Origin of the sequence: Phocaeicola sp. ICN-14070, assembly GCF_037892625.1 — a bacterium.
Classification (GTDB): Bacteria; Bacteroidota; Bacteroidia; order Bacteroidales; family Bacteroidaceae; genus Phocaeicola; species Phocaeicola plebeius.
Genome location: NZ_JBBKBF010000061.1, coordinates 1 through 24532, shown reverse-complemented (window position 1 = coordinate 24532; position 24532 = coordinate 1). Strand labels below are relative to the sequence as shown.

General features: G+C 40.8%; 22 protein-coding genes and 1 tRNA gene. 10 read left to right on the top strand and 13 right to left on the bottom strand.

What is annotated here, in order from left to right; translation table 11 throughout:
* The coding region (locus WKT20_RS14455) for a ligand-binding sensor domain-containing protein (protein WP_340417570.1) at positions 1-1265 on the bottom strand (1265 nt) is incomplete at its 3' end.
* A gap of 85 nt (positions 1266-1350) precedes the next feature.
* Complete coding sequence (locus WKT20_RS14450) at positions 1351-3165, bottom strand: glycoside hydrolase family 2 protein (RefSeq protein WP_340417569.1); 1815 nt, start codon at positions 3163-3165, stop codon at positions 1351-1353.
* Between the two features lie 163 nt (positions 3166-3328).
* On the opposite strand from WKT20_RS14450, the gene WKT20_RS14445 reads away from it, so the two are divergent.
* Entirely contained in the window at positions 3329-4846 is a 1518-nt protein-coding gene (locus tag WKT20_RS14445) for a right-handed parallel beta-helix repeat-containing protein (protein ID WP_340417568.1), read from the top strand.
* Positions 4847-4941: 95 nt separating this feature from the next.
* Here WKT20_RS14445 and WKT20_RS14440 read toward each other — a convergent pair whose 3' ends face one another.
* Positions 4942-5895, bottom strand: coding sequence for an NAD-dependent epimerase/dehydratase family protein (locus WKT20_RS14440; protein ID WP_117701937.1), 954 nt, complete (start codon positions 5893-5895; stop codon positions 4942-4944).
* Between the two features lie 130 nt (positions 5896-6025).
* On the opposite strand from WKT20_RS14440, the gene kbl reads away from it, so the two are divergent.
* Positions 6026-7216, top strand: coding sequence for a glycine C-acetyltransferase (kbl, locus tag WKT20_RS14435; RefSeq protein ID WP_340417567.1), 1191 nt, complete (start codon positions 6026-6028; stop codon positions 7214-7216).
* 101 nt (positions 7217-7317) lie between these two features.
* On the opposite strand, the gene WKT20_RS14430 is transcribed toward kbl, so the two are convergent.
* Entirely contained in the window at positions 7318-8739 is a 1422-nt protein-coding gene (locus tag WKT20_RS14430; protein WP_117701939.1) for an ATP-dependent DNA helicase, read from the bottom strand.
* 94 nt (positions 8740-8833) lie between these two features.
* On the opposite strand from WKT20_RS14430, the gene WKT20_RS14425 reads away from it, so the two are divergent.
* From WKT20_RS14425 to WKT20_RS14415, 3 genes are read left to right on the top strand one after another with little or no spacing between them, the layout of a single operon-like run.
* On the top strand, positions 8834-9520 hold the full coding sequence (locus WKT20_RS14425) for a hypothetical protein (RefSeq protein ID WP_007557780.1): 687 nt from the start codon (positions 8834-8836) through the stop codon (positions 9518-9520).
* Between the two features lie 4 nt (positions 9521-9524).
* The gene (locus WKT20_RS14420) at positions 9525-10349 is read left to right on the top strand and encodes a DUF3822 family protein (protein ID WP_117701951.1); all 825 of its coding nucleotides are present in this window, start codon (positions 9525-9527) and stop codon (positions 10347-10349) included.
* Positions 10340-10906 carry an RsmD family RNA methyltransferase gene (locus tag WKT20_RS14415; RefSeq protein ID WP_117701940.1) on the top strand — a complete coding sequence of 189 codons (567 nt, stop codon included), beginning with the start codon at positions 10340-10342 and terminating at the stop codon, positions 10904-10906. The genes WKT20_RS14420 and WKT20_RS14415 overlap by 10 nt, the downstream gene beginning before the upstream one ends.
* On the opposite strand, the gene cls is transcribed toward WKT20_RS14415, so the two are convergent.
* The 3 genes from cls to WKT20_RS14400 form a co-directional block, all read right to left on the bottom strand.
* Positions 10866-12299 (bottom strand): cardiolipin synthase, encoded by a 1434-nt coding sequence (cls, locus tag WKT20_RS14410; protein ID WP_278562872.1) that lies wholly within the window; start codon positions 12297-12299, stop codon positions 10866-10868. The two genes, WKT20_RS14415 and cls, sit on opposite strands and share 41 nt — an antisense overlap.
* A 99-nt stretch (positions 12300-12398) precedes the next feature.
* Positions 12399-15284, bottom strand: coding sequence for a TonB-dependent receptor (locus tag WKT20_RS14405; RefSeq protein ID WP_340417566.1), 2886 nt, complete (start codon positions 15282-15284; stop codon positions 12399-12401).
* An 84-nt stretch (positions 15285-15368) separates the two neighbouring features.
* On the bottom strand, positions 15369-15776 hold the full coding sequence (locus WKT20_RS14400; RefSeq protein WP_340417565.1) for a hypothetical protein: 408 nt from the start codon (positions 15774-15776) through the stop codon (positions 15369-15371).
* A 101-nt stretch (positions 15777-15877) separates the two neighbouring features.
* Here WKT20_RS14400 and aroB point away from each other — a divergent pair, with 101 nt between their 5' ends.
* A complete protein-coding gene (aroB, locus tag WKT20_RS14395) occupies positions 15878-16939 on the top strand; it encodes a 3-dehydroquinate synthase (RefSeq protein ID WP_118165926.1) in 1062 nt (353 codons plus the stop codon).
* A gap of 301 nt (positions 16940-17240) precedes the next feature.
* Here aroB and WKT20_RS14390 read toward each other — a convergent pair whose 3' ends face one another.
* Together WKT20_RS14390 and WKT20_RS14385 are read right to left on the bottom strand one after the other, a co-directional pair.
* A complete protein-coding gene (locus tag WKT20_RS14390; protein ID WP_302559124.1) occupies positions 17241-17669 on the bottom strand; it encodes an HD domain-containing protein in 429 nt (142 codons plus the stop codon).
* Positions 17670-17688: 19 nt separating this feature from the next.
* Positions 17689-18012, bottom strand: coding sequence for a hypothetical protein (locus WKT20_RS14385; protein ID WP_340417564.1), 324 nt, complete (start codon positions 18010-18012; stop codon positions 17689-17691).
* A 158-nt stretch (positions 18013-18170) separates the two neighbouring features.
* On the opposite strand from WKT20_RS14385, the gene WKT20_RS14380 reads away from it, so the two are divergent.
* The 3 genes from WKT20_RS14380 to WKT20_RS14370 are packed head-to-tail and all read left to right on the top strand — an operon-like array spanning position 18171 to position 19717.
* Positions 18171-18743 carry an Nmad2 family putative nucleotide modification protein gene (locus WKT20_RS14380; protein WP_340417563.1) on the top strand — a complete coding sequence of 191 codons (573 nt, stop codon included), beginning with the start codon at positions 18171-18173 and terminating at the stop codon, positions 18741-18743.
* 11 nt (positions 18744-18754) lie between these two features.
* The gene (locus tag WKT20_RS14375; protein WP_340417562.1) at positions 18755-19549 is read left to right on the top strand and encodes an Nmad3 family putative nucleotide modification protein; all 795 of its coding nucleotides are present in this window, start codon (positions 18755-18757) and stop codon (positions 19547-19549) included.
* Between the two features lie 42 nt (positions 19550-19591).
* Positions 19592-19717, top strand: coding sequence for a hypothetical protein (locus WKT20_RS14370; protein ID WP_340417561.1), 126 nt, complete (start codon positions 19592-19594; stop codon positions 19715-19717).
* Between the two features lie 689 nt (positions 19718-20406).
* Here WKT20_RS14370 and WKT20_RS14365 read toward each other — a convergent pair.
* The 3 genes from WKT20_RS14365 to WKT20_RS14355 form a co-directional block, all read right to left on the bottom strand.
* Entirely contained in the window at positions 20407-21402 is a 996-nt protein-coding gene (locus tag WKT20_RS14365) for a phage/plasmid replication domain-containing protein (protein WP_340417560.1), read from the bottom strand.
* A gap of 82 nt (positions 21403-21484) precedes the next feature.
* A complete protein-coding gene (locus WKT20_RS14360; RefSeq protein ID WP_340417559.1) occupies positions 21485-22288 on the bottom strand; it encodes a helix-turn-helix transcriptional regulator in 804 nt (267 codons plus the stop codon).
* Positions 22289-22319: 31 nt separating this feature from the next.
* Complete coding sequence (locus tag WKT20_RS14355; RefSeq protein WP_302559120.1) at positions 22320-23564, bottom strand: site-specific integrase; 1245 nt, start codon at positions 23562-23564, stop codon at positions 22320-22322.
* Positions 23565-24002: 438 nt separating this feature from the next.
* On the opposite strand from WKT20_RS14355, the gene WKT20_RS14350 reads away from it, so the two are divergent.
* Positions 24003-24077 (top strand) — tRNA-Pro (locus WKT20_RS14350).
* A 261-nt stretch (positions 24078-24338) separates the two neighbouring features.
* On the opposite strand, the gene WKT20_RS14345 is transcribed toward WKT20_RS14350, so the two are convergent.
* A partial coding sequence (locus WKT20_RS14345) for a hypothetical protein (RefSeq protein ID WP_340417571.1) occupies positions 24339-24532 on the bottom strand: 194 nt, incomplete at its 5' end.

The following is a 24532-nucleotide window of genomic DNA, read 5'->3' as shown; positions in this document are numbered from 1 at the left end:
GTACGTAAATCTATATAGTTCAATCCGCCAGAGAAAGTGCCAACCCACAAACCATTTCCATCTAAGCACAAACCATGAATATTATGTCCTAACTCCACATGATGAAAAGGTATTATTTTTTCACTCTTAGGATTAAAATTAAACAACCCTTTGTCTTCTGTACCAAGCCATAATGTACCATCATTTCCAGCGCAAAATTCTCTAACACGTCGCCCCATCTGCCTAAGATCTCCACGAGGATAATATTTTTCAAAGTAAGTATACTGATATGGATAATAGTTTAGTCCGCCAAAATAAGAACCAACCCACATACCTCCTTCACGATCTTTATATACGCTATATATAGCGTTATCAGAAAGAGCATAACGTTCGTCTATATCCGGCGTAGTCAAATGTTCATATTCATCTGTTTCTACATTATAAATATAAAGTCCTTGTTCTGTTCCAATCCACAAATCCGAATCTGAACGAAAACAAATATCACGCACATATTCATCCAACAATTTTCTTACTTTACGAGAAGTTAAATTGACTTCTATTAGTCCTTTTGAGGTACCCACATACAAACAATTATGTAGCCCTTCTACACAAGTATTTATTACAAGCCCTTTAAAAATTTCCTTTCCATTTGCATCCCTAAAAACGTTAAAAGAAGAATTATCTTTTGAAAAATACAAATTATCTTCATAACGAGCAATCCACAATTCTCCTGCATTAAACCAAAAATGAGTGACATTAGCAAGATTGGCTTCTCCACATGAAACCGATTTTATCAAACTTTTCTTCTGTTTATCATAACAGAAAAGTCCTTGACCATCTACTGAAATCCAGATATTATTTTGTAAATCAGACGTAATCCATGTCACAGAACGCATAATTTTTTCACCTAAAGATGTAATTTCTGTTTCCAATAGTTGAAAAGCCTCCTGAACTGGATTATAAATATACACCCCCGCATCTGTTCCTACCCAAATATCTCCATCACAATCTTCATATAAAGCTGTTATAAAATTATTACCTAATGAGGAATTTTCTTTCTGAAAAGTCCTAAAGACTTGTCCATCGTACTGATTTAATCCATCTTTTGTTCCTATCCACATAAAACCTTTCCGATCCTGCAATATTGCATTTACAGTACTTTGAGAAAGACCATCATTAATTCCCAATGTCCGAAAATAATAAGACGCAGAAGAAGATATTATTATCTCCGGAAAACCAAAGCTTAATAACAATAGAATTAATAATATAGAATGTTTTTTTATCATGGCACAAAGGTCTATTTTTCATAAAAACAGAGGGCCAGAGAATATATTAAAATCTCTCCCCTCTGCATCATATTATCTTTTTACCTTATTTGTTTAAAGATTCACATAGTTTACGGTTAATCTCACGAACCCGCTTTTCATCCAGTTTAATTACTTTGCGGTCGTATGTCATCAAACCGTTTACTTCCACTTCTACGTCCGTTGTCTGCGTATATACTGCTGCAGAAAAACCACGAGGTATTAAATCATAAAGTTTTTCCGCATATTTCACGTATTCATCTGTCACTTCCTTAGAAGAATTGAACTGAATATATCCCCAGTTGCGGTCCGGTTCCCAGATATGTCCCTGTACTACCCAGCCAATACCTCCATATTCACCCAATACTGTCGCTCTCTGTGCATCATACAGATACAATTCCGGAGCAGGATAGTTATGCAAATCCAGCATATCCCCACAAGTGTAATGGTTACCTCCACTGGCAGGATTGACCAGACGGGTCGGGTCATATTGTTTGGTCCACTCCACTATTTCCGGAGTTTTAAACTGTCCCCAAGCTTCATTAAATGGAATCCATGTGCCAATGCAAGGATAAGAGTACAATGCATCCATGATTTCCTTCCATTCCTTCCGGTAACAAGCTTCCGATTCCGCACTTCGCTTCATTTCAGTGCCCTCAAAATATTTCCGGTTCTGCCATTCCGGGTTACGGTCACCGCTGGGCATATCCTGCCATACAATAATACCTAACTTGTCACAATACGTATACCAGCGTGCAGGCTCTACTTTAATATGTTTGCGAATCATATTAAATCCAAAATCTTTTGTCTTCTGTATATCGTATAGCAAAGCCTCATCCGTAGGAGCCGTATATAACCCATCCGGCCACCAACCCTGATCCAGAGGACCAAACTGGAACAACGATTTATTATTCAACTCCAGACGTACAATACCATTCGCATCACGTTTGGAAGAATATTTTCGCATTGCTGCATAACTGGACACTTCATCCACCAGTTTTCCGTTCTGCTTTAAAGAAACCTTCAACGTATAAAGGAAAGGAAATTCTGGAGACCATAATTTAGTATTCTCCGGCATTGCAACCTGTACACATTCTCCATTAATACTTTTTCCTTGCGCTACCAACTGCTGACCATCAAAGACTTTTACCTCTACCAAATCTTTTGAAGTAGCATCTTTTACCAAGGCTTTCAAAGAAAGCAAGGAATTATCAATGTCCGGAGTAATGCGTAAATCCTGAATATACGATTTACTGACAGGCTCCAGCCAGACGGTCTGCCATATTCCGGTCACCGGAGTATACCATATACCTTCAGGACACGATACCTGCTTTCCTCTTGGCTGGTACCCCTTATCTGTCGGGTCCCACACCTTTACCAGCAGAGTATTGTTTTTCCCCTGCAAAGCTTCCGTTATATCAAAAGAGAAAGGAGTAAATCCTCCGGTATGACTGCCTACCTTTACATCATTTACCCATACATCAGTTTTCCAGTCGACTGCTCCGAAATGCAGAAGTACTTTTTTCCCTTTCCAAGAAGAAGGAACGTCAAACGAACGACGATAGACCAACTCTTTCTCTACACCTACCGTTTTGGCAACTCCTGATAAAGAAGACTCTACAGCAAAAGGTACCAGAATTTTCCCATCAAAAACAGAAGGGGAATGTTTTCCTTTTTCTATAATTGCATAATCCCAAAGGCCATTCAGATTTTTCCATTCTGTTCTTTCCATAATAGGTCGTGGATATTCTAGTAATACATTATCCGGATTTACCTGTTCAGACCATTGTGTGCTAATCCGTCCCTCAACCGGCTTCCATTGTGCATGCAGCTGCGCTGCTAAAGCTCCCCATAAGGCAAGCGCCATCCATAGTTTTTTCATTGATATTAAGTTTTAAGATACCATATACAAAAATAAGACAAAACGGCTACTCTGTATAAAACAATTCTGTCAAAAAATAGAATGAAACCATCAACAAAAATAGAAAATCGCTTTTATATTCAACAATATCACTACCTTTACAATGAAATACAATTTATATATTATGAAAACATCTACATGGACACAGCTTGCATTCTGCTTACTTTCATCTGTTTTTTATGCATGCAACTCATCACACGTCTATTACCTGGATGCGACTTCAGGAAGTGACCAAAACAACGGAACCTCACCTCGTTCTGCCTGGCAAAGTATAGAAGCCTTGAAACAAATCTCCCTACAGCCCGGTGATAAAATTCTATTCAAAAAAGGGGAAACATTTTCCGGAATATTGGAAGTCACAGGCAAAGGTAGCTACACTCACCCCATCATTATCGATGCATACGGTGAGGGCAATCAAAAACCATGTATTGCAGGGAATGATACCTCCATGTATGCCGTACGTATTTTCAACTCCGATTACTTCACAATTCAAAACCTTGAAATCAGTAATACAGGTAAAGAACGAAAGGCCGGACGTACTGGATTAAAAGTAGAATGTACAGATTATGGCATTTCTCATAACATCAGAATAAACAACCTTACCATACGTGATGTCAATGGTTCTCTTGTCAAAGAAGAGGGAGGAGGAAGTGGTATTCTGATTGTAAACGGAGGAGACAGTATTCGCTCACGCTTTGACAGTCTGACTATAGAAAACTGCCACATTTTAAAATGTGAACGCAATGCCATGATTTGGAGTGGTTATTACGATCGTAAAAACTGGTATCCGAATAAACATACCATTGTACGGAACAATTTAATTGAAAAAGTTCCCGGCGACGGCATTGTCCCCATAGGTTGTGACAGTACACTGATTGAATATAATCTCATGTGCGATTCACCCGACATTCTTCCGATGACAGAGGCAGCAGCAGGCATCTGGCCTTGGAGCTGTGACAATACCATCATACAATATAATGAAGTATGGGGACATAAAGCGCCCTGGGATGCACAAGGATTCGATTCCGACTACAATTGCCAGAACACCCTTATACAATACAATTACAGTCACGACAATTACGGAGGAATGGTACTTATATGCAACAGTGGAAATGCAGGAGATTATAGCTGCGGAAACATCGGAAGCATTGTTCGATATAATATCAGTATAGGAGACGGTATACGCCCGAAAGAAACACGTCAAGGTATGTTTTCTCCCAGTATCCACATTGCTGGTCCCGTAAAGCAAACATTAGTCGAACGTAATATCATCCACGCTAACCTTAAACCTTCTGATATAATAGACCGTACGATGATCACCTCTGACTCTTGGGATGGATATGCAGACAATACTTGTTTCCGTCAAAATATCTATTATGCAGCAGAACCCAGCCGTTTTGATTTTACATCTTCTACCCGAAATGCTTTCGAAGAAAACATCTACATCGGGCAGTTTAAAAATCTACCGGAAAGCCCGAAAAACAAGAAAGCCGAAAACTTCTATACAGAAAAAGTTCTGAAAGAATCTGCTGACGGCTATAAAGGGCTACATTGCCTGATGGATTCTATAAAAGTAAAAGAGCATACACTTCATTACATAAAGCCAGAAGCCATCAAGGCATTTTTCCAAAGTATATTCTAACAAAAGAAATTCTTATACAACCCCCCCCCTCACTCTTTTCTATAATCAGGGAGAGTGAGGGGATTTCAATTATATAGCATCAAATCTGTTAACAATTAACGTCCAAAACGTTCTTTCAGTTTCGCAAGCATGTCTTGAGTCATGGCATCCAAATCATATTCCGGTTTCCAACCCCATTCCTCACGGGCACATGTATCATCCAATGAATTTGGCCAAGACTCTGCAATAGCCTGACGCAATGGATCTACCTGATACTGCATTTCAAATTCCGGAAGATATTTACGGATATTCTGATAGATTGTATTTGGTTCAAAACTCATAGAAGCGATGTTGAATGAATTACGATGAACCAACTTAGACGGATCTGCTTCCATAATTTCTACCGCTGCACGCAAGGCATCCGGCATATACATCATATCCATATAAGTACCCTCAGCAATCGGGCAGACAAATTTTTCACCTTTAGCAGCAGAATAATAAATATCAACAGCATAGTCTGTAGTACCACCACCCGGAGGAGTCACATACGAAATCAATCCCGGGAAACGAACAGAACGGGTATCCACACCAAAACGAGTGAAATAATAGTCACTCAACAATTCTCCAGAAACCTTAGTGACACCATACATTGTTTTAGGACGCTGTACTGTATCCTGAGGAGTCTTATCCTTAGGAGTACCAGGTCCAAACGAACCAATAGAACTCGGAGTAAATACAGCACAATGTTTTTCACGCGCTACTTCAAGTGTATTAAACAATCCCCCAAGCCCAATTTTCCAAGCTAGTTGAGGCTTGTTTTCTGCTACAGCCGAAAGCAATGCAGCCAAATTATAAATTGTATCTACTTGATATTGACTTACCGCATCAGCAATTTGTTGCGGATTCGTAATATCAACAATAGCTGAAGGACCAGATTCTTTCAATTCTCCTTTAGGCTCAGCACCAGGAATATAACCAGCCACTACATTACCTGAATAATTTCTTCTCAAAAGCATCGTGAGCTCCGAACCAATCTGTCCAGTAGCTCCAATTATTAAAATGTTTTTCATTAACGAGCTAGATTTTTAAATTCGGAGCAAATATACAAAAGTTCTTATAAATGAAATAAAAATATGCGAGCTCTTTTTTCCTAAATAAAAAAATTGCATCTTTGCATAAGCAAAACCTTAATATTAATATATGTATACAAACTTTAGAGATTTCCTTAAAAAGGAACTTGCCGACATAGAAGCAGCCGGCTTATATAAGAAAGAACGTGTAATAACCACTCCACAGCGTGCAGACATCAAAGTCAACGCAGGAGAGGAAGTGCTTAATTTCTGTGCCAACAACTATTTAGGATTGTCGGACAACACACGCCTGATTGAGGCAGCCCAAAAAGCCATGGACACTCATGGTTATGGTATGTCGTCCGTACGCTTCATTTGTGGAACACAAGACCTTCACAAACAACTGGAAGTTGCCATTTCTGATTATTTCCATACAGAAGACACTATCTTGTATGCTGCATGCTTTGATGCAAATGGTGGTTTGTTTGAACCTCTCTTCACAGAAGAAGATGCCATTATTTCAGATGCCTTGAACCATGCATCCATTATTGACGGTGTACGTTTGTGTAAAGCTAAACGTTATCGCTACGCCAATGCAGATATGGCAGATTTGGAACGTTGTCTTCAGGAAGCACAAGCACAGCGTCATCGTATCATTGCCACTGATGGCGTATTCTCTATGGATGGGAATGTGGCTCCAATGGACAAAATCTGCGAACTGGCAGAAAAATACAATGCACTCGTAATGGTAGACGAATCACACTCTGCTGGAGTAGTAGGTCCTACAGGACACGGAGTGGCTGAACAATTTGGTGTATACGATAAGATTGACATCTTTACAGGTACATTAGGAAAAGCTTTTGGTGGAGCCATGGGTGGATTTACCACTGGTAAGAAAGAAATTATCGATATGCTGCGCCAGCGCTCTCGTCCTTACTTGTTCTCTAACTCTGTAGCACCCGCTATCGTAGGAGCAAGTTTGGAAATGTTCCGCATGCTCAAAGAAAGCAATGCCTTGCATGACAAACTGATGAGCAATGTCAACTATTTCCGCGACAAGATGATTGCTGCCGGATTCGATATCAAACCTACACAGAGTGCTATCTGCGCTGTCATGTTGTATGATGCCAAACTGTCACAGGATTTTGCTGCCCGCATGCAGGAGGAAGGCATTTATGTAACCGGATTCTACTATCCAGTAGTGCCGAAAGGCCAGGCGCGTATCCGCGTACAGCTTTCTGCCGGTCATGAACAATGCCATCTGGACAAAGCAATCCAGGCTTTCATCAAAGTAGGAAAAGAATTAAACGTCATCAAATAACCTACTACTTAAAATCACATGTCGAAAGGCTGTTCTTCTACAACTAGAGGGACAGCCTTTCTTTTATATTCATATAAAATGAACGGCGTATGCTTTATAAATTATTTTTCCGTCTGTTCTTCTGGCCAGTTTACCAAATACAATAATTCTGTAGCACGGGTAAATGCGGTATACAACCAGCGGAAATAATCGGGCGAAAGCATATCTTCCGTCATGTAGCCTTGATCAAGAAAAACTCTTTTCCACTGACCACCTTGCGCTTTATGACATGTAACAGCATACGCATATTTTATCTGCAACGCATTGTAATAAGGGTCTTCCTTCATTTTTTTCATTCGTTCCCGCTTGGTCGGTAAGTCAGCATAATCTTCTAACACAGCATAGAACAGACGGTCATTTTCTTCTTTCGACAACGAAGGAAGTTCCGAATGAAGAGTATCCAATAAAATCTTTACTTCCAATTCAATCCCGTCATAATCAGGAAAAGCAAGCACTACATCTGCGAAGCGAAAACCATACATTTCCCGAATACGCCGTACCCTACGTACCACTGCCACATCTCCATTTGCAATGAAATCAAGTTCCTTGCAGTCTGCTCCCCAGAAATAATTATTCTTGGCCACCATCAGCATATCTCCCGTGTTCAGTTCATCTTCCCTGTACAGTACCGTATTTCTTATACCTTTATTATATAGAGAAGCACGTTTATTGGAGCGACAGATAACAATCGTTTCATCCAACCCCACATGACCATAACATTCGTCTATGGCTTCAATCAGTTCACTTCCAGGAAGGATACGTACATCAGGATAGTTCTTACAACAGATTTTAGGATATTCAAAGAAATCCTCGTTTACAATCCTTTCACGCAAGGCAGTAGCATTCGACAAGATGCCGGAACCTTCGGTTTGTCGTACCACTTTTGTAAGCACACACTCTGTCACCTCCAGTCCATAGCCCTGCAATGCCGCTACAGACAGTGCCGGACTCTCCTCTTCCCCTATCGGCGGAAGCTGTGCTGTATCTCCAATCAACATCAACCGGCAACCCAATCCATTGTATACATATTGCACGAGATCATCCAATAAACGTCCGCTACCAAAATGGCCGCCTGAAAGTCCTTCATTCGCAATCATGGAAGCCTCATCCACAATGAACAGCGTATTTCGGTGCAAATTCTGATTAGCCACAAAATTATCTGTCTCATTCGAAAAGACTTTCTGGCGATATATCTTCTTATGAATCGTATAAGCCGGATGTTCCGCATATCCGGAAAAGACTTTGGCTGCCCTTCCTGTGGGAGCCAACAAAATCACTTTCCGTTGCAATGAATCAAGCGTACGAACCAATGCAGATGTCAATGTAGTCTTACCCGTGCCGGCATAACCTTTCATCAGAAACACACTGTCAGCGGAAGGCGAAAACAGGAATTCGGCAAAACTTTTCACCGCATTTTCCTGCTCTTCTGTTGGTTTATAAGGAAAATTTCGCTTAATTTGTTGCGATAAATCATTATTTAACATAATGCCAGTATAAAAAGTTTACGTAAGATTGACGTGGTTCAACTAATTTACTTATTTTTGCGCTACGAATATAAACTAAAAAAACAATATTATCATGAAAACAGTTCTTAATCTTGTGTTAGCCGCCTGCGTTATCTGCTTGGTATATATATGCTATGGCAGTATTATGGGCCCTATCAACTTTGACAATGCGAAAAAAACCAGAGAAAAAGCAATTATCGCTCGCCTGATTGACATCCGTAAGGCTCAGCAGGAATATCGTACCGTTCATAACGGTGCTTATACAGCAAACTTCGACAGTTTGATTACTTTCGTAAAGACTGCTAAACTTCCTTTCATCATGAAAGTGGGTTCATTGACAGATGATCAGTTGAACAACGGTATGACAGAAAAGAAGGCTATGGACTTGATTAACAAGGCTAAGAAAACTGGAAACTGGAGCGAAGTTGAAAAAGAAGGCTTACAGAACTTCCGTCGTGATACAATGTGGGTAGCTGTAATGGATACTATCTTTGCAAAAGGATTCAATCCGGACTCTTTGGCATACGTTCCTTACGGAAACGGAGCTAAATTTGAAATGGCTATCCGTCAGGATACTACAAAATCTGGTGCTCCTCTGAACTTATTCCAGGCACAGGTTGCATACGATGTATACTTGGGTGACTTGAACAGCCAGGAATTGATCAACTTGAAAGACATGCAGTCAAAATTGGGTAAATATTGCGGTTTGAGAGTTGGTGACATCGAACAGCCGAACAACAATGCAGGAAACTGGGAATAATCCTATGGCCCAACCTATTGATTTTAATAAATCAGAACAGTATATATTATCCATCCGTCTGAGTACGGATGGATTTTCTTTTTCTATCTATCACCCTCAGCAATCGGAGGAAGTATATTTCAGTTCTTCGCCAGTCAATACACAGCGCTCAATGGCTGCCAATGTAAAAGCCTATTTGACAGAAACAGAAGAACTGAAACATCGTTTCAAGCAGGTTAATATCCTTATTCATACTTCACGTTACACTACACTCCCGTTGGAATTGTATGAAGACGAACAGACCGACCTTCTGTTCTATCAGAACCTGCCCCCACAAAATAACGAAGTCGTACTTTGTAATATTTTAGGAAAGAGCAACCTTGTCATTCTTTTTGGACTGGACAAGCTCACCCATCTGTTTCTGACAGAACATTTCCCCAATGCCCGTTTGTTTGCATCCGTAAGTCCAATTACCGAGTACCTCGCACATAAGGTCAAACCGAGTGACTGCCGTAAATTATTTGCCATCTTCCATCCCGAAAGTGTAGAAGTGATAGCTTTCGAAAAAGAAAAACTACTGCTACTGAACACTTACCCCATTTCCGGCCTGAATGATTCATGCTATTATCTGTTGAACATCTGGCAGCAGGCTGGCTACAATCAAGAAGATGACCAGTTATACATTTGCGGGAACAATCGGGTTCCACAATGGGAAGAATTGCCATTGCGACTAAAAAAATACATACGAAAACTATTCATCATTAACCCTCAGATGGAATTCAACGACTCAGCAATGAGCCGCATCAAAGAAATTTCATTTGACATGCTATCTTTAATCTCATGCGAGTAATAAGCGGAATATACAAACGGAGACGTTTCGACGTCCCCCACACATTCAAGGCACGTCCTACGACTGACTTTGCCAAAGAAAATCTGTTCAATGTGCTCAACAACTACATTGACTTTGAAGATGGAATAACAGCACTCGATTTGTTTGCCGGAACAGGCAGCATCAGTATAGAACTTGTGTCACGAGGATGCGATCAGGTTATTTCTGTAGAGAAAGACCCACAGCACCATGCATTCATCAGCAAAGTCATGCGTGAAGTCAAAACAGACAAGTGCATCCCTTTAAGAGCCGATGTTTTTAAATACATCGAAAAATGCGGACTACAATTCGATTTTATCTTTGCTGACCCTCCGTATGCCCTAAAAGAGTTGGCAAGTATACCCGACCTGATATTTCAGTACAACCTGCTCAAGCCGGAAGGTATTTTCGTTCTGGAGCATGGAAAAGACCTCAACTTTGAGAATCATCCCTGCTTCTTCGAACACCGTCACTACGGAAGCGTCAATTTTTCCTTCTTCAGAGTAAAGGAGCAAGAAGACGCACAACAGATTCAGTAATCTTATTTTTCCAAGAACGTTTTTCCCAAATCCTGGCTGACAACAGAAAACAATCCTTCTGATCGGCCAGGAATATTTCTTTTAAAGTCATGGCCGTTTCCTTGTCATAAAAAAAGGCATTGGCCTCGAAGTTATGCTCAAAACTTCGAAAATCCATATTCGTAGAGCCCACCGTAGACAATTCGTCATCACACACCATCAACTTAGAATGCAGGAATCCTTTTTTGTAGAGGTAAATTTTCACCCCTGCCTTCATCATCTCCGAAAGATAAGATAGCGAACCTTTATGAATAAGCCAGGTATCCCCTCTTTTAGGAAGCATAAGTCGCACATCAACCCCTGCCAATGCAGCAGTCTGCAAAGCGGTCATCACTTCCTCGTTCGGTAAAAAATAAGGAGTCTGCACATAAAAATACCTCCGGGCAGAACAGATAGCCATCATCAATCCTTGCATAATATCTCTCCATTCACCTACCGGATCGGAAGTCACAATTTGTCCCAGCACACCTCCCTTCACCGAAATCGGAGGAAAATATTCTGCTGAAGTAAGCAAAGTACGGTCAATAGCATACCAGTCAGTAAGGAATGCAGTCTGCAATCCATATACGACCTTACCTTCCAGCCTGACATGCGTATCTCTCCAATTCCCTTTTCCTAGTCCTTTCACATAGCGTTCAGCTAAATTCATTCCACCAATAAAACCCACACAACCATCTATGACCACAATCTTCCGATGATTGCGATAATTCACTTTACTGGTAAATCTTGGGAAACGGACTTTCAGGAACGAAAGAACTTCTATGCCTTCACAAAGCATTTGTTCATAAAAATCAAGAGGCACTTTCCAGCATCCCACATCGTCATACAGTACCCGTATCTTCACCCCGTCACGAGCCCGGTCAATCAAGGCGTCCCTAACCAACCGACCTACTGCATCATCCTCAAAAATATAAAACTCCAGATGGATGTGATGACGAGCTCTGTAAATATCTTTCAACAATTCCGACAACATGGAAACAGCATCCGTATAAACTGTAACTCTGTTTCCGGAGAAAGGCAGCGCATTATTTACGCGTGAAAAGAAATCCATCAAACGCTGTTTGCCATGTTCTGCCATTACGGATGGTTGTTCCTGATAGGCCGCCATAGGGCGCTTGCTCAAACGAGCATAGCCTTTCCGGCTGATAAGGCGCTCCTTACGCGTACTGCGTCCGAAAAACAAGTACAGAATCCATCCGGCTACAGGAAGAAAAAAAAGAACCAGAATCCATGCCATAGTCTTTACCGGACTACGATTGTCAAGAATCACGACAAAGATAGTTGTCAGTATTACCGCAAAATAAAGGAAATAGATTACGGCCAAAAAGATACTATTCCAGACTGCTATGTCCATCTTACGACTTGGTTTTCAACAAAATTACGAGTAATTTGGAAAAAGGCAAAAAAAATACCGCAAAAGTGAAATTGACTTTTGCGGTATATATGTTCAACCTTAGAATCTGCGAGGTCCATGTCCCGGGCCAGGACCAAATCCTGGGCCTCTTCCCGGTCCACCCATTCTCGGGCCGGCACCCTTTCCACCAAACAGATTCAGACGGTAAATAAAGTGTACCATGCAATAGCTGTAAATCGCATTGTATTCCGTATCACTTCGCATAGCCGCACTGATTACACGGCTGATATTGCTCTGATTACGCAAAATATCATAGAACTGAATGCTGACCGTAGCTGCATTTCCTTTCAGAAAGTCTTGCGAGAGCTGTGCATTCCAGATTAACTCATCACGATTCATGCTTGCATCCGCATATCCACGACGTGAGTTCTGAGAGATGTCTGTAGCAATTGACATATTCCAGGGCAAACGAACATTGGTACTTGCTCCGTACGAGAACTGGTAGGTATCCATATTGTTCTCTTCCTTGAAACTATTACGCGAATGCGTATAAGCCAATGAACCGTTCAAAGAGAATTCCCACCAGTCATTACGATACGTACCTCTCAAGCGTTCGCTCAAAGACAACTGACGTGTTTTATTCTTATCCGATGCGCTCTCAGCCTGTGCATCGCTCATATAACTTACAATGTTATTATAACGAGCCATCGTAAAGGTATTGATGGTATACTTCTTATTACGCAAAGCCGTATTAGATCCCAAGATACCAAACAAGTTCCAGTTACCATTGATATTCTCCGGCATAGTTACAGTTCCACCGGTTTGCGGATCGTATGTACTACGATTACTAATGCTGTTCAATACATTTTCAAAACGGAAGTGCGTCATGATACCCCGCTGTTTCTCAGTATCAAATGTATTATAAAAAGCCATGAACGAGTTGGTAAATGCCGGCTTCAATCCCGGATTTCCCCGACGAATGTTCAACGGGTCGGTCGTATCCTCAATAGGCAGCAAATCCGTCATACTCGGCTGAGAGCTTCTTCCGCGATAATTAATTCTCAACTGGCTCGTTTTCGAGAACTTATAACGGAAATCAAATGTCGGAGTAAAGTTGAATACATTTCGTATGGCCACCGTATCCAATTGATCTTTCTTATAAGACAACTTCGATTTCTGCGGCTGGAAAGAAAGCCCGGCATTCAAGCTCATCTTTTCACGAATCCAGCGGAAAGAAACATCGGCCTGATGATTGTAATATGTGTACTGTGCACTCTTGCTGTTCTTTTCATCCAGCACTCCCACATTATCTCCTCCATAACCTTGCGCTATCTCCCAGTCATTCGGCATTGTGTAGGTGGAATTGTCACTCTTTGAACGCTTGTACTGGAAATAATAACTGAACTGCAAGAAGCCACCCTTAAATATCGGTTCGCTATAAGTAAAGCGTGCACCATAATTATAGTTCAAAGTAGGCGTAGAGATATAACGGTTCAAAATTTCCAGCCGCTCCTCCTCTGTTTTCTGGTAATAGTCAGTTTCAGATACCGAGAACTGTTCACTCGAACTGTTCGTATAATTATAGGAGCCACGGAAAGTAATATTACGTCCAGGCTTTCCCAAACGACGGTTAATCATTGCCGAACCTCCTACATTAAAATTATCACCTTTCTGCAAACTGTTACGAGCAATTGTATTAACAATATTTTCTTCCGGAATCAATGACGAAAGATTGTCAGCTGCATTCAAAATCTCATCGGTCGTATACCCCGGATCCTGACTGAAGGTAAAAGAATTTGTTGCACTCCAATTATCATTCTTTCCGTATGTCAGACGCGGACGGAAAATCACCGTTGTCATAGTATCCGGCTTCCATTCTATACGAAAATCGGCCGTAAGCGAGGTAGTCTTATTGCGGTTAGCATTCCAAGCATTCTTGAAAGAGCTGGTTTCTGAAGAAACAAATGTTTCTGAAGCCTGTTTGCTGATAATATCTGCATCCTTGTAGTTGTAATTCACACTACCACCAGTTTCCAGTTTTTCACTCTGTGTGCTAAAGTTAAAACCACCCATTTTGATACTGGTCAGACCATTCTGGCCTCCTCCACGGAAGCCGCCACCTCCTCCCGGATAGCCATTATCATTCACATTGTTCATTGCCCCAATCACCGTAAACTGATTTTCTCCGACAAAACGGTTCAGCATTAATTTGCCACTGTAACGGTCTTCCGTTCCGGCTGCTACGTCCGCATTACCAAACCATCCTTTATTCATGCCCGGCTTCACACTCAGGTCGAGCACGGTTTCTTCTTCGCCGTCATCAATACCTGTCACACGGGCCAAGTCCGATTGTTTATCATACGCACGTACCTTATCGATAATATTTACCGGAAGATTTTTCATGGCAATATTCGGATCATCGGCAAAGAATTCTTTTCCATCAATCATGATTTTCTTGATTTCCTTCCCGTTTATCGTGATTTTTCCGTTTTCATCCACTTCAGCCCCCGGAAGCTTCTTCACCAGTTCCTCCAAAGCCGAACCTTCAGGCACACGATAGGCAGAACTGTTGTACACCAGCGTATCGGCCACCGCCGTCACCTCCGGAGCTTCAGCTACCACTACAGCTTCTGCCAGCATAATGGCATCCGAAGCCAATTCAACTTTACCTACATTCAAACGTGGATTGTTGCGAGTCAATGCAACCTGCTTGAAAAATGGAGTATATCCAATATACGAAACTTTCAGCAGATACTTTCCCGGACGCACTGATAAAGAGAAATGTCCGTCTAAATTAGTCACATTTCCCACTACCATTGAACTATCCTTCACAGAAAGGAGCTGTACTGTAGCCTGAATGACAGGCGATTTATCCCCCTCATCAAGAACCGTTCCTGTTACGGTTCCACGGCTGCCGCTGCTTTGTGCAAAAGCAGAAATGGTTACCCCCACCATCAGCAGCAATCCCAATAAAACTTTTTTCATTGCCTTTATCTCTTCCTTGTTGATTAATTGTACCTTTGACAATTATCGACAAAAAAGGTTTACCCCTACTCTTTATTTTTTAACTTATTTTTGTCTGAAGTTCTTTTCAATCTTTACCTTCTGCATCAAAAACTCTTTACAGAACACATTAATAACCATATACACGATACCTACGGAATTATCTGCTTCCTGCAGATTTCCTCCATAAGCTGCATTCAGCAACATACCCACATAATAAATTCCCCACAAATAAAGTGAAATCACCATTGCTTTCCGCCGAATAGAAAAAGCTTCCTCATTTTCGTCTTTCATTCTGGCCAGAAAAACCATAAACAATGAAATCCAGATGACTAACTTCATACCTAGTTTCACATACAATAAGTTAGCGTCATTCACCTGTCCGAACATATACATCAATAACGGAACAAATACTGACAATAACAGCAACACATACCCCAACAAACGGCACGAAGCCGGAAAAATTCCTTTCATAACTTGATTATTTTTTATTCGCACAAAAATACTTAATTGTAAGCCAACATCCGACTTCTTCTAACTTTTTTTCTAAATTTGCGACCAAAACAAATACACTTATGAGTAAACAAGAAGTCATTATTTGCCAAAATTTCAATACGGAACTCAGCCAGAAGTTATCTGCACATTCATACGACAAGATTTTTATCCTGACCGACGAACATACTTTTCGTCTTTGCCTCCCTCTGCTGCAAGACATCGCCTTGCTGAAGGATGCAGAACAAATTGTCATTGGTCCGGAAGATGTGCATAAAAACTTGGAGACACTGGCCTATGTATGGAACCAGCTCAGCAACCGGGGAGCCACCCGCCACTCGCTGCTCATAAACTTAGGAGGAGGTATGGTAACCGACTTGGGAGGATTTGCCGCAGCCACCTTCAAACGAGGTATCGCTTGTATCAACATCCCCACCACCTTGCTTTCCATGATTGATGCTGCAGTAGGCGGAAAAACCGGTATCAACTTCAACGGACTCAAGAATGAAATCGGTTCCTTCTATCCTGCCGACCAGGTAATGATTGACAGCCAGTTTCTGAAAACCCTCGATATGCCAAACCTGCTGTCCGGTTACGGAGAAATGCTGAAGCACGGTTTAATCAGTCAGCCGTCACACTGGAGCGAACTGCTTACATTTGACTTTGCTCACATAGACTACGCATTGCTGCAGAAACTTATCGGCCAGTCCGTGCAAGTCAAGGAAGACATTGTAGAAAAAGACCCTTATGAGCAAAGCATCCGGAAAGCGTTGAATTTCGGACATACCATCGGACATGCCTTTGAAAGTTTCGCCCTAAAGACTAACCATCCGGTGCTTCATGGATATGCTGTAGCCTGGGGTATGGTCTGCGAACTTTATCTGTCACACATCCGCTGCGGTTTCCCGAAAGAAGCGTTGCGCGCCACCATTCAGTTCATCGAGGAAAACTATGGCAGCCTTTATTTCACCTGCGATGACTACGAATGTCTGTACGACTTCATGAAGCACGACAAAAAGAATGCCTCATGTGGCGTCATCAATTTCACTCTTTTAGGAGGAATCGGTGACATTCGTATCAACCAGACCGCTTCACAAGAGGAAATCTACGAACTGCTTGATTTCTACCGCGAAACCATGGGATAAGTTTTGTCGTGTTCAAACAGCGTTTAAACGTAAACTAAAAATACTAAGAAATTATTGCGGAAAATATTTGGTTATTCCGAATAAAGCAGTACCTTTGCATCCGCAATTCGGGCTGTAGCTCAGCCCGGTTAGAGTACGCGTCTGGGGGTATTGAAATGAGCATTAATAAATAGAACTACAAAATACTAAATATAAAGGAGTTAAGCTGTTGCCTAACTCCTTTTTTATTATCTGCGAATAAATTTCGATTAAAGTTTTCGGGAAACTTGGTGCAAATAAAAGCAAATTGTCGTTGTCGCATTTATTTACATTCGGATTTTTCAAGGCATTGTGCAAGATAAATTAAAGCCTCTTTATAGGTTTCCATTTTCCAATGCGGTTTACCACCTAAGCGGGATAAATCCATATTGTCTTTTAAATCTTGTATTTTAACTTTTACTGCAAGCGGATTAGTCGCTACACGCTGGATAAATATTTGGTAGTCCTCGCCCTTTATTTTGGTCAGGCATTTTAAAGCTGCCAACACGTCATCACTAAAACCTTGTGCTTTTAGCTCCTCCAATGTTATAGGAGTATCTTCCACTACATCGTGCAACAATGCCACAATCTTTTCATCTTCTGTTTGACAGTGTAATGCCACCCTCATAGGGTGAAGTATGTAAGGAGCGCCAGCCTTGTCTGTCTGCCCTAAATGAGCCTTATAAGCAATGTCTAAAGCCTTGTTCAACATATTATTTTAGTTTTTATAATTATTCATCGGTTAACGGTGCATGTGGAATGGCAAGTGTGTCTTCATCCAAAAAGCCACCTGTCATTTCAATATAGTCATATATAATGTTGACAATATGTTCCAACTTACCATACGAAAACATTATCTTCTTCTTTTTTAATTGATTATCTATGTAATTTACGGTTTCTTCAAAATCTACATAATTGCCAAAACCTATAACATCATTCCAGTAATCACCGAAAGCCGTATCGATTGCTTCCCAAATAGCTGTTGGAAGTTCGAATTTGATTCGATTATATACGGCAACTTTTACTCTATCTCTATCTATGATACCTGTATTCATTTCATTTTGTGATATTTTGTAGGGTTTGAGCTATGTCTGACACAAATATAGCTTAAAAAAGCCATACCTGTTGAATTCAAAGATTAAATATCTTATATTCGTGCCATAAAAAGTAAATATAGATATTAAGACTTAAATAACCTCAATAACCACTGGCAATGGAAAAACTTTACAGCTACAAAATGGCCCATGACAACAGGTTTGCCCCCAATCCACTGTTTGGAGTATTGACACTGGCTACGTGTAAACCATACATGAGGCTCAACACAAAAGTTGGAGAATGGATTGCGGGGTGGACGTCTGCACACATTGCACATTCGCCTACGGAACAAGGAAGGGAGAAACTTGTATATCTGGCTAAAGTAGCCCGTAAACTTACCTTTGGAGAATACTGGGAACAATATCCGCAAAAACGGGCTGTTTATACGGATGATAAAAACGTGGCGGAACGCTATGGGGATAATATTTACCAGCCCGATGTTTCTGTGGAGGACGGATTTATACAAATGCCCAACATTCATCATGGAGCAGACAAGAAAGCAAAGGACTTGAAAGGCAAATACGTCCTTGTTTGCGAAGAATTCTATTATTTCAGTTGTTTATCACCCCTTGAAATACCCTCTGACCTGCGTCCCAATGTCCCTAAAGTACAGACACGTTACGGAATGATTACCGAGGACGCTTCCGCATTTGTCAATTATGTAAGACTGCATACCAATCAATGCAAATAAACTGATGCAAAATGAAAGTTATACTAAGTAGAAAGGGATTTGACTCCCAATATGGCGGAATGCCCAGTCCAATATTGCCGGACGGGACGTTATTATCATTGCCAATACCCTCAAAAGAGGATACTACAAAATATACAGATTTGACGTGGAACGGCAAATCATATTACGAATTAATACAGGAATTGAAACCAAGCAGCCGAATAAAGGCAAATTATACCTGTCATTTAGACCCGGACATTAGGAAAGAAGCAGCAGACAGGCTTGACGGTTGGAAACTTACATTCGGACAAACAGGTTTTCCTTTGGGGCATCTACAGAAACAAAAAGTTGGTATTGGGGACTTGTTTCTGTTTTTTGGCTCTTTCCGCCAAGCAGAGTTTATAGACGGAAAATTAAGCTATGTGAAAGGTACATCCGACTTGCACGTCATTTATGGATATTTACAGGTAGGGGATATTGTCTGTTCACAGGACAGTGTACCTCACTGGTTGACAGAACATCCACATGCCAAGACAGAACGGTGGAAACAACCCAATGCAATTTTTATCGCCTCCGATTTACTGTCGCTCTGCCCCGAACAGCCCGGAGCGGGATGTCTTTCTTATGCTGACAAATTAGTGCTTACTAAGCAGGGGTGTAGTAAAAGCGTTTGGGATTTACCCGATTTCTTTAGGGACATACCCATTACTTACAATGCCAATGCTTGGAAAGATGACTGTTTTGTATCGACAGCCAAAGGGCAGGAATTTGTGTTTGAAGCAAATAGCGAAGCGGTAGAGTGGATAAAGCACCTACTATTACAATAGCTGTTAGGCATTTTATTTTGACCTCCTACGATAATAATAGACATGAAAGCGAAAAGACAAACAGCCCCGAAGAAGTTAAGAGGCGTCAGCAAATATTTGATGAATACGGAAAAGAAAAGCCGAAGTGATGAAGACTTTGGCTTGACTGACTTCGGCTGCCACACCTAAATTTCCCTTTTTCCTATTAAGATGCCCGTGGGGCTGGCAGTTAAAATGGTAGCGGTTCTGGAAATTCTATTACCCATTAACCTTTTGACGGTACAAATATAACTAAAATTCAGCATACTACATACTTTTTTTAGGGGTATCGTGGAACATATTTACTCATTTATTGATAGTTCACAAGATTTTAAGGAGGAGACTCCAATGAAACTTTTATCTATTTGAGCGTCTAAACTTTTACAAACGCACTTGAACAACCTCATCATCGTAGTTATAACCACAAACACACTTTACTTATTGATTACATTACACTCATTTTTAGGTACTGCATGACATTTTTGCCCCCTACATTGCAAGTCCTCTATGACGTAATACCCTGTCATTACATAAGTTTATCATCATACAGTGATAATTTGCGAGTGCTACATCCTCTTTACTTAGGCACCTGCATTGACTCTATCGACCGAGCATAACCACCTTATCACATAGAATTAAACAACCTCGTATTAGAGCGTTTAAGCCATTATTACACCCCACCGAATACTTTTATTGTATCTGATAAGTTTTTGGCTGCACACGACCAATAGACCCCTCTATTAAAAGATAAGGCTTGATAATCACCCGAAGAGTAAACTTAGGGAAGTAGAGTTTACACCCTCTGATGATTACCAAGCCTTACTTGATTAGAGAGAGGACTAACAGGCGGTATTGAATATTCGTCGTTCCTCTGCGACGCTCATACCGTCTGCCGACTGCTCCAACAGCCCAGCAAGATATTGTTCTATTTTGCCTGTTAGTTCCAAGGTCAGGTTAGGGAGAGCCAAATGCTTTTTGCCCCACTCCAACGCTTCTTGGATTTTCTTTTGTATTTGCCCATGTAGGACACGGTCGGCTGGCTGCGGATTTGCCCGAAGTTTAAAAAGTACGTGCTTCACATAATAAGACAGGTTTTGGTCGGCATTTGCTATACAAATACACCACTTGGCAAAGTCTTTGGCGCTCTCAAAAATATGGTAATCCACATCCCAACAGTCATTCGGTAGCTTCACCATATCCTCATAATATCCAAACCACTCTGCAACCAGCGTCCAAAATACCTGTTTACTCCAAAGTTCCTCTGCTACTATATCCCTACCAAACAACCTATTCAGTCCTTTGGTGCTAAATGTCACCTCGTACCTCAATAAGTTTCTCGGCAAGTTCTCTCTTCCATATTTAGGCAACTCACGCTTCTTCTTTGCCTCCTGTATCTTATCATAAAACTTGCAACGCACCTCTTCGTCCTCTATGTACTTAGTACCATTCCACTCATTAGGTCTAAATTTCTTCATGGCGTCCAACTTCTGCATATACATAATAGGAGGCTCTGTCATGCTAAAGTTATGTGCAAACTCCGCAGACTCCACCACTGCCTTATACATAGGTACACCCAAGTCCTTGCTCAACTTCATTATAAGCCACTTGACCTGCCTTAATGACAAGGTCTTTAGATTATGTCCCCACAGACATTTAGGAAGACTTCCCTCGAACGATACATACGTTTCTGTGGCTATGACCCTACGTCCAAGCCAATACCCCTTACCACCTGTACCATTGGCAAAATAGTCATTTACAACAGTACGTTGCAGGACTGTTTGCCAGTCGTACCCTGTTGGCAGGTCATATAGTATTAATTTAATTTTGTCATACATAGACTATGTTTTTATAACGATTACACATGATTAAAAATGACATAAAAAATGTACATAAAAAGTTGTACAAATTTGAGGTATATTATAGAAGTAAATTTTTAGAGTTCCGCATCCGTGCAACAAGCTGTCCGTCCATACGTTCTATAAATTCCTTGTTCATTTCCTGTTTCCTATCCAACATCCACGCTATAATATCTTTGCGTTTGAACATTAGCTTCCTACCATTGTTTCCTGCACGGTAACAGGGTATCTCATTCTTGGCTGTCAGTTTATAAATGGTGTCCTTTGAATAACCTGTCAACTGGCAACAAATATCCATGCCAAACACATCCGGATAGTCTTCCATCTTTTTTAGGGGTCTGTTGGTCTTCTGTTGCCCGTCCTGTGGTTTGGCTGGGTGTGTACCCAGCATTTCTTTTGCAATACCCCTAAGACTCCTTATCTGTTCCAATACGGTATCTTCCCATTGTGAACGTAAAAACTCCAAGTCGTTAAAACTCCATGCCGTCTCTATGTCCGTGCGGTGCAGTTCATTAATGAAGCCGTACTTTTCTATTTCCCCGCATAGGAAGTCTGCGGTCAGTTCGATTTTGCCTTCATCATTGTGCAGCTTGTCCGCCATGCACAACTCCTCTATATCCGTGCTGCTCATATTGGGATGTATGCGCCTGCATTCAGGTATAAAAAAACTGTCTCTCCAATCGTTTATAGCTTTGTCTATTGCATCCACTACCTGTTGCAGTCTTTCCTTGTTTCCGTAGCATAATGACTGGATATAACTGGTTTGACGCGTAGGGGTAAAAATGCTTATTCTTCTTTGCAACAGCCTTTTAATTGCTTTATCCAATGGTGTTGCATTTCCTATATAGTTAATTTTAGCTTCCATATTCTTTTTGTTTATTTGTAAATATCTGTTGTTATAAAACCCTCGCAGCATTGTCAAGCACTTCTGTCTTGAAGCTGTCAAGGTAGACATTTGTAGTGGTAAGGTTCTTGTGCCCCAATGCTTGGCTGATGACTTCACGGGGCATATTGTTTTCCTGCAAGGTCATGGCCATTGAATGACGGGAAACATAGGTGGTAAGTGGCAAACGGATACCCAGTTCTTTTCCTAATTTCTTCATGTTCATATTGATTCGCTTGTAACGGGTACGCACATGGTCGTAAAGTTCCACCCCGTCATAATTTTTGGTAATGATAGGTAACAGGTAATCCCCCATAGGCGGAATGTTTGATTTAAACCATTCCAACAGTTCTCTTATTTCATTTGTTACAGGTATCTGTATAGGCTTCGTGTTTTTGGCATTTTTAATTTTCTGCCGTTTGTAAACGATGTGCAAGCCTGTGGAAAGCATAACTAAGTTTTGGTTTGTCAAATGTGCCATGTCTACAAAGTTCATTCCAAAACAGTAATAGGAAAACAGAAACAGCCTTCTTGCACGTTCCAGCACCATATTCTGTTGGGGTGTGGTTTTTATCAGTTTCAGTTCTTTAGGTGGCAGATAACGTTTTTCTGTTTCTTCCGCCAATTTTCCGACTTCAAAGCCTCCTTTTCCAAATGGGTAAGTAGCGGATGAGGCTTCTTTCTCCTTGATAGCCTTGTTTATTACAGCACGTAACGTCTTTAAGGTGTGCATCCGTGTGTTTCCACAGCACCCGTTCAACTCCATAGCGTGGTTCAGACGGTTTATATACTTTACGTCAATGTCGGAAAACAGCCGTTGTTTGGCTTTACTGTCATAGAGGCAAAACAAGTGCAGGTCGCGTGCATATACTTTGGCATTGCCTATATGTCCCGTAACCATAAGGTCATCGACAAGCCTCATCCAAAAGTCATATACCTTTCCACGTTTTGAAGCTCCTACAAATTCTTCCTCAAAGCGTTCCATCGTCCACTCCATGCGCTCCTGTGCGAACTTACGCAGGATTCCATCTTTCCGTTCCTCATAGTGATTCAACAAAGCGTTGTAATTTTCGTAATTGGAAACTAGACGTCTGTCTTTTTTAAACCGTTCCGTCTCTGTATTCCATTGCTCAACTGTTGCAGAAAGTCCAAGGTCAATATATTTCAACCTACCATTCTGAGTAATTCGCAAACATACGGGGCATGTACCATCTCTGCGAATATTACTTTTGTTTAATACAATTCTTATTTTTGCCATAGCTTATGTTTTTAGAACTTGTGTATAACGATGAAACTCAAACGGAGAATTTCAAAAACCTGCAATAAAACTATGTATTTAGATTTATTTAACAATGAAAGGCGGATTACTTTTCCGCAATTTCATCGAACATACCTTCTTAGCCTTATTCTAATTTGGGTAGTATAGGAACCTCTGTTTATAACAGCGAATAAATTTCGATTAAATTTTTTGGGAAACTAAAGGCTAGTAAATACAATATTAAGAAACGCTGTAAGGACAACTAAATGCAAAATACAGTATATTGACGAAAATGTACTTTATTCTTATCCTGTTCTTATAGCTACAAAAACAGTCATATAACCAACAGGTTTACAAGATATTATAAAATTGACATAAATAAAATTGCGTAGAATACTTGCAGATTCAAAATAAAGCACTACCTTTGCATCCGCAATTCGGGGTGTAGCTCAGCCCGGTTAGAGTACGCGTCTGGGGGGCGTGTGGTCGCTGGTTCGAATCCAGTCACCCCGACTGGTGAAAATCAAGGAGTTAAGATAAACATCTTAACTCCTTTTTTTTGATTCCTACAACAAATCTACAACATTTTTTCCGCTACAACATGTCTACAACTAATAAAAGAAAAATACTAAGCTTCATTTTTCTTTTATTCATATTAGTTTATTTTCATATTACAGAACAAGTCTATACTCCACATTAAGGACCCATATTCTTAAATAATGCAAAAAATCAAACTTGCTATAAGACACAAAGAACATGCTTTACTATAAAATATCATCCAAGATAATATCCCATTATTTCATTTCTTACAGCAAATATCGCCCTTTGCCACTGACTGTGCAAGGCAGCCCTATCGGGCTGGTTGGCTGGAAAAAAATCATCCTCGCTTCGCTCCGGTATTTTTTTCCGCCAAGCCTTGCACCGGTCATTGGCAAAGAACAGCCGGGCCAGTAAGAAATTGAAATACT

Coding starts and splice junctions, on each gene's coding strand:
- WKT20_RS14400 (WP_340417565.1), bottom strand. CDS start 15,776: ATGAAAGGAATTTTTCCGGCTTCGTGCCGTTTGTTGGGGTATGTGTTG.
- WKT20_RS14355 (WP_302559120.1), bottom strand. CDS start 23,564: ATGGCAAAAATAAGAATTGTATTAAACAAAAGTAATATTCGCAGAGAT.
- WKT20_RS14360 (WP_340417559.1), bottom strand. CDS start 22,288: ATGGAAGCTAAAATTAACTATATAGGAAATGCAACACCATTGGATAAA.
- WKT20_RS14380 (WP_340417563.1), top strand. CDS start 18,171: ATGGAAAAACTTTACAGCTACAAAATGGCCCATGACAACAGGTTTGCC.
- WKT20_RS14420 (WP_117701951.1), top strand. CDS start 9,525: ATGGCCCAACCTATTGATTTTAATAAATCAGAACAGTATATATTATCC.
- WKT20_RS14450 (WP_340417569.1), bottom strand. CDS start 3,165: ATGAAAAAACTATGGATGGCGCTTGCCTTATGGGGAGCTTTAGCAGCG.
- WKT20_RS14440 (WP_117701937.1), bottom strand. CDS start 5,895: ATGAAAAACATTTTAATAATTGGAGCTACTGGACAGATTGGTTCGGAG.
- WKT20_RS14365 (WP_340417560.1), bottom strand. CDS start 21,402: ATGTATGACAAAATTAAATTAATACTATATGACCTGCCAACAGGGTAC.
- WKT20_RS14430 (WP_117701939.1), bottom strand. CDS start 8,739: ATGTTAAATAATGATTTATCGCAACAAATTAAGCGAAATTTTCCTTAT.
- WKT20_RS14370 (WP_340417561.1), top strand. CDS start 19,592: ATGAAAGCGAAAAGACAAACAGCCCCGAAGAAGTTAAGAGGCGTCAGC.
- WKT20_RS14405 (WP_340417566.1), bottom strand. CDS start 15,284: ATGAAAAAAGTTTTATTGGGATTGCTGCTGATGGTGGGGGTAACCATT.
- WKT20_RS14415 (WP_117701940.1), top strand. CDS start 10,340: ATGCGAGTAATAAGCGGAATATACAAACGGAGACGTTTCGACGTCCCC.
- WKT20_RS14445 (WP_340417568.1), top strand. CDS start 3,329: ATGAAAACATCTACATGGACACAGCTTGCATTCTGCTTACTTTCATCT.
- WKT20_RS14375 (WP_340417562.1), top strand. CDS start 18,755: ATGAAAGTTATACTAAGTAGAAAGGGATTTGACTCCCAATATGGCGGA.
- WKT20_RS14390 (WP_302559124.1), bottom strand. CDS start 17,669: ATGTTGAACAAGGCTTTAGACATTGCTTATAAGGCTCATTTAGGGCAG.
- aroB (WP_118165926.1), top strand. CDS start 15,878: ATGAGTAAACAAGAAGTCATTATTTGCCAAAATTTCAATACGGAACTC.
- WKT20_RS14385 (WP_340417564.1), bottom strand. CDS start 18,012: ATGAATACAGGTATCATAGATAGAGATAGAGTAAAAGTTGCCGTATAT.
- WKT20_RS14425 (WP_007557780.1), top strand. CDS start 8,834: ATGAAAACAGTTCTTAATCTTGTGTTAGCCGCCTGCGTTATCTGCTTG.
- kbl (WP_340417567.1), top strand. CDS start 6,026: ATGTATACAAACTTTAGAGATTTCCTTAAAAAGGAACTTGCCGACATA.
- cls (WP_278562872.1), bottom strand. CDS start 12,299: ATGGACATAGCAGTCTGGAATAGTATCTTTTTGGCCGTAATCTATTTC.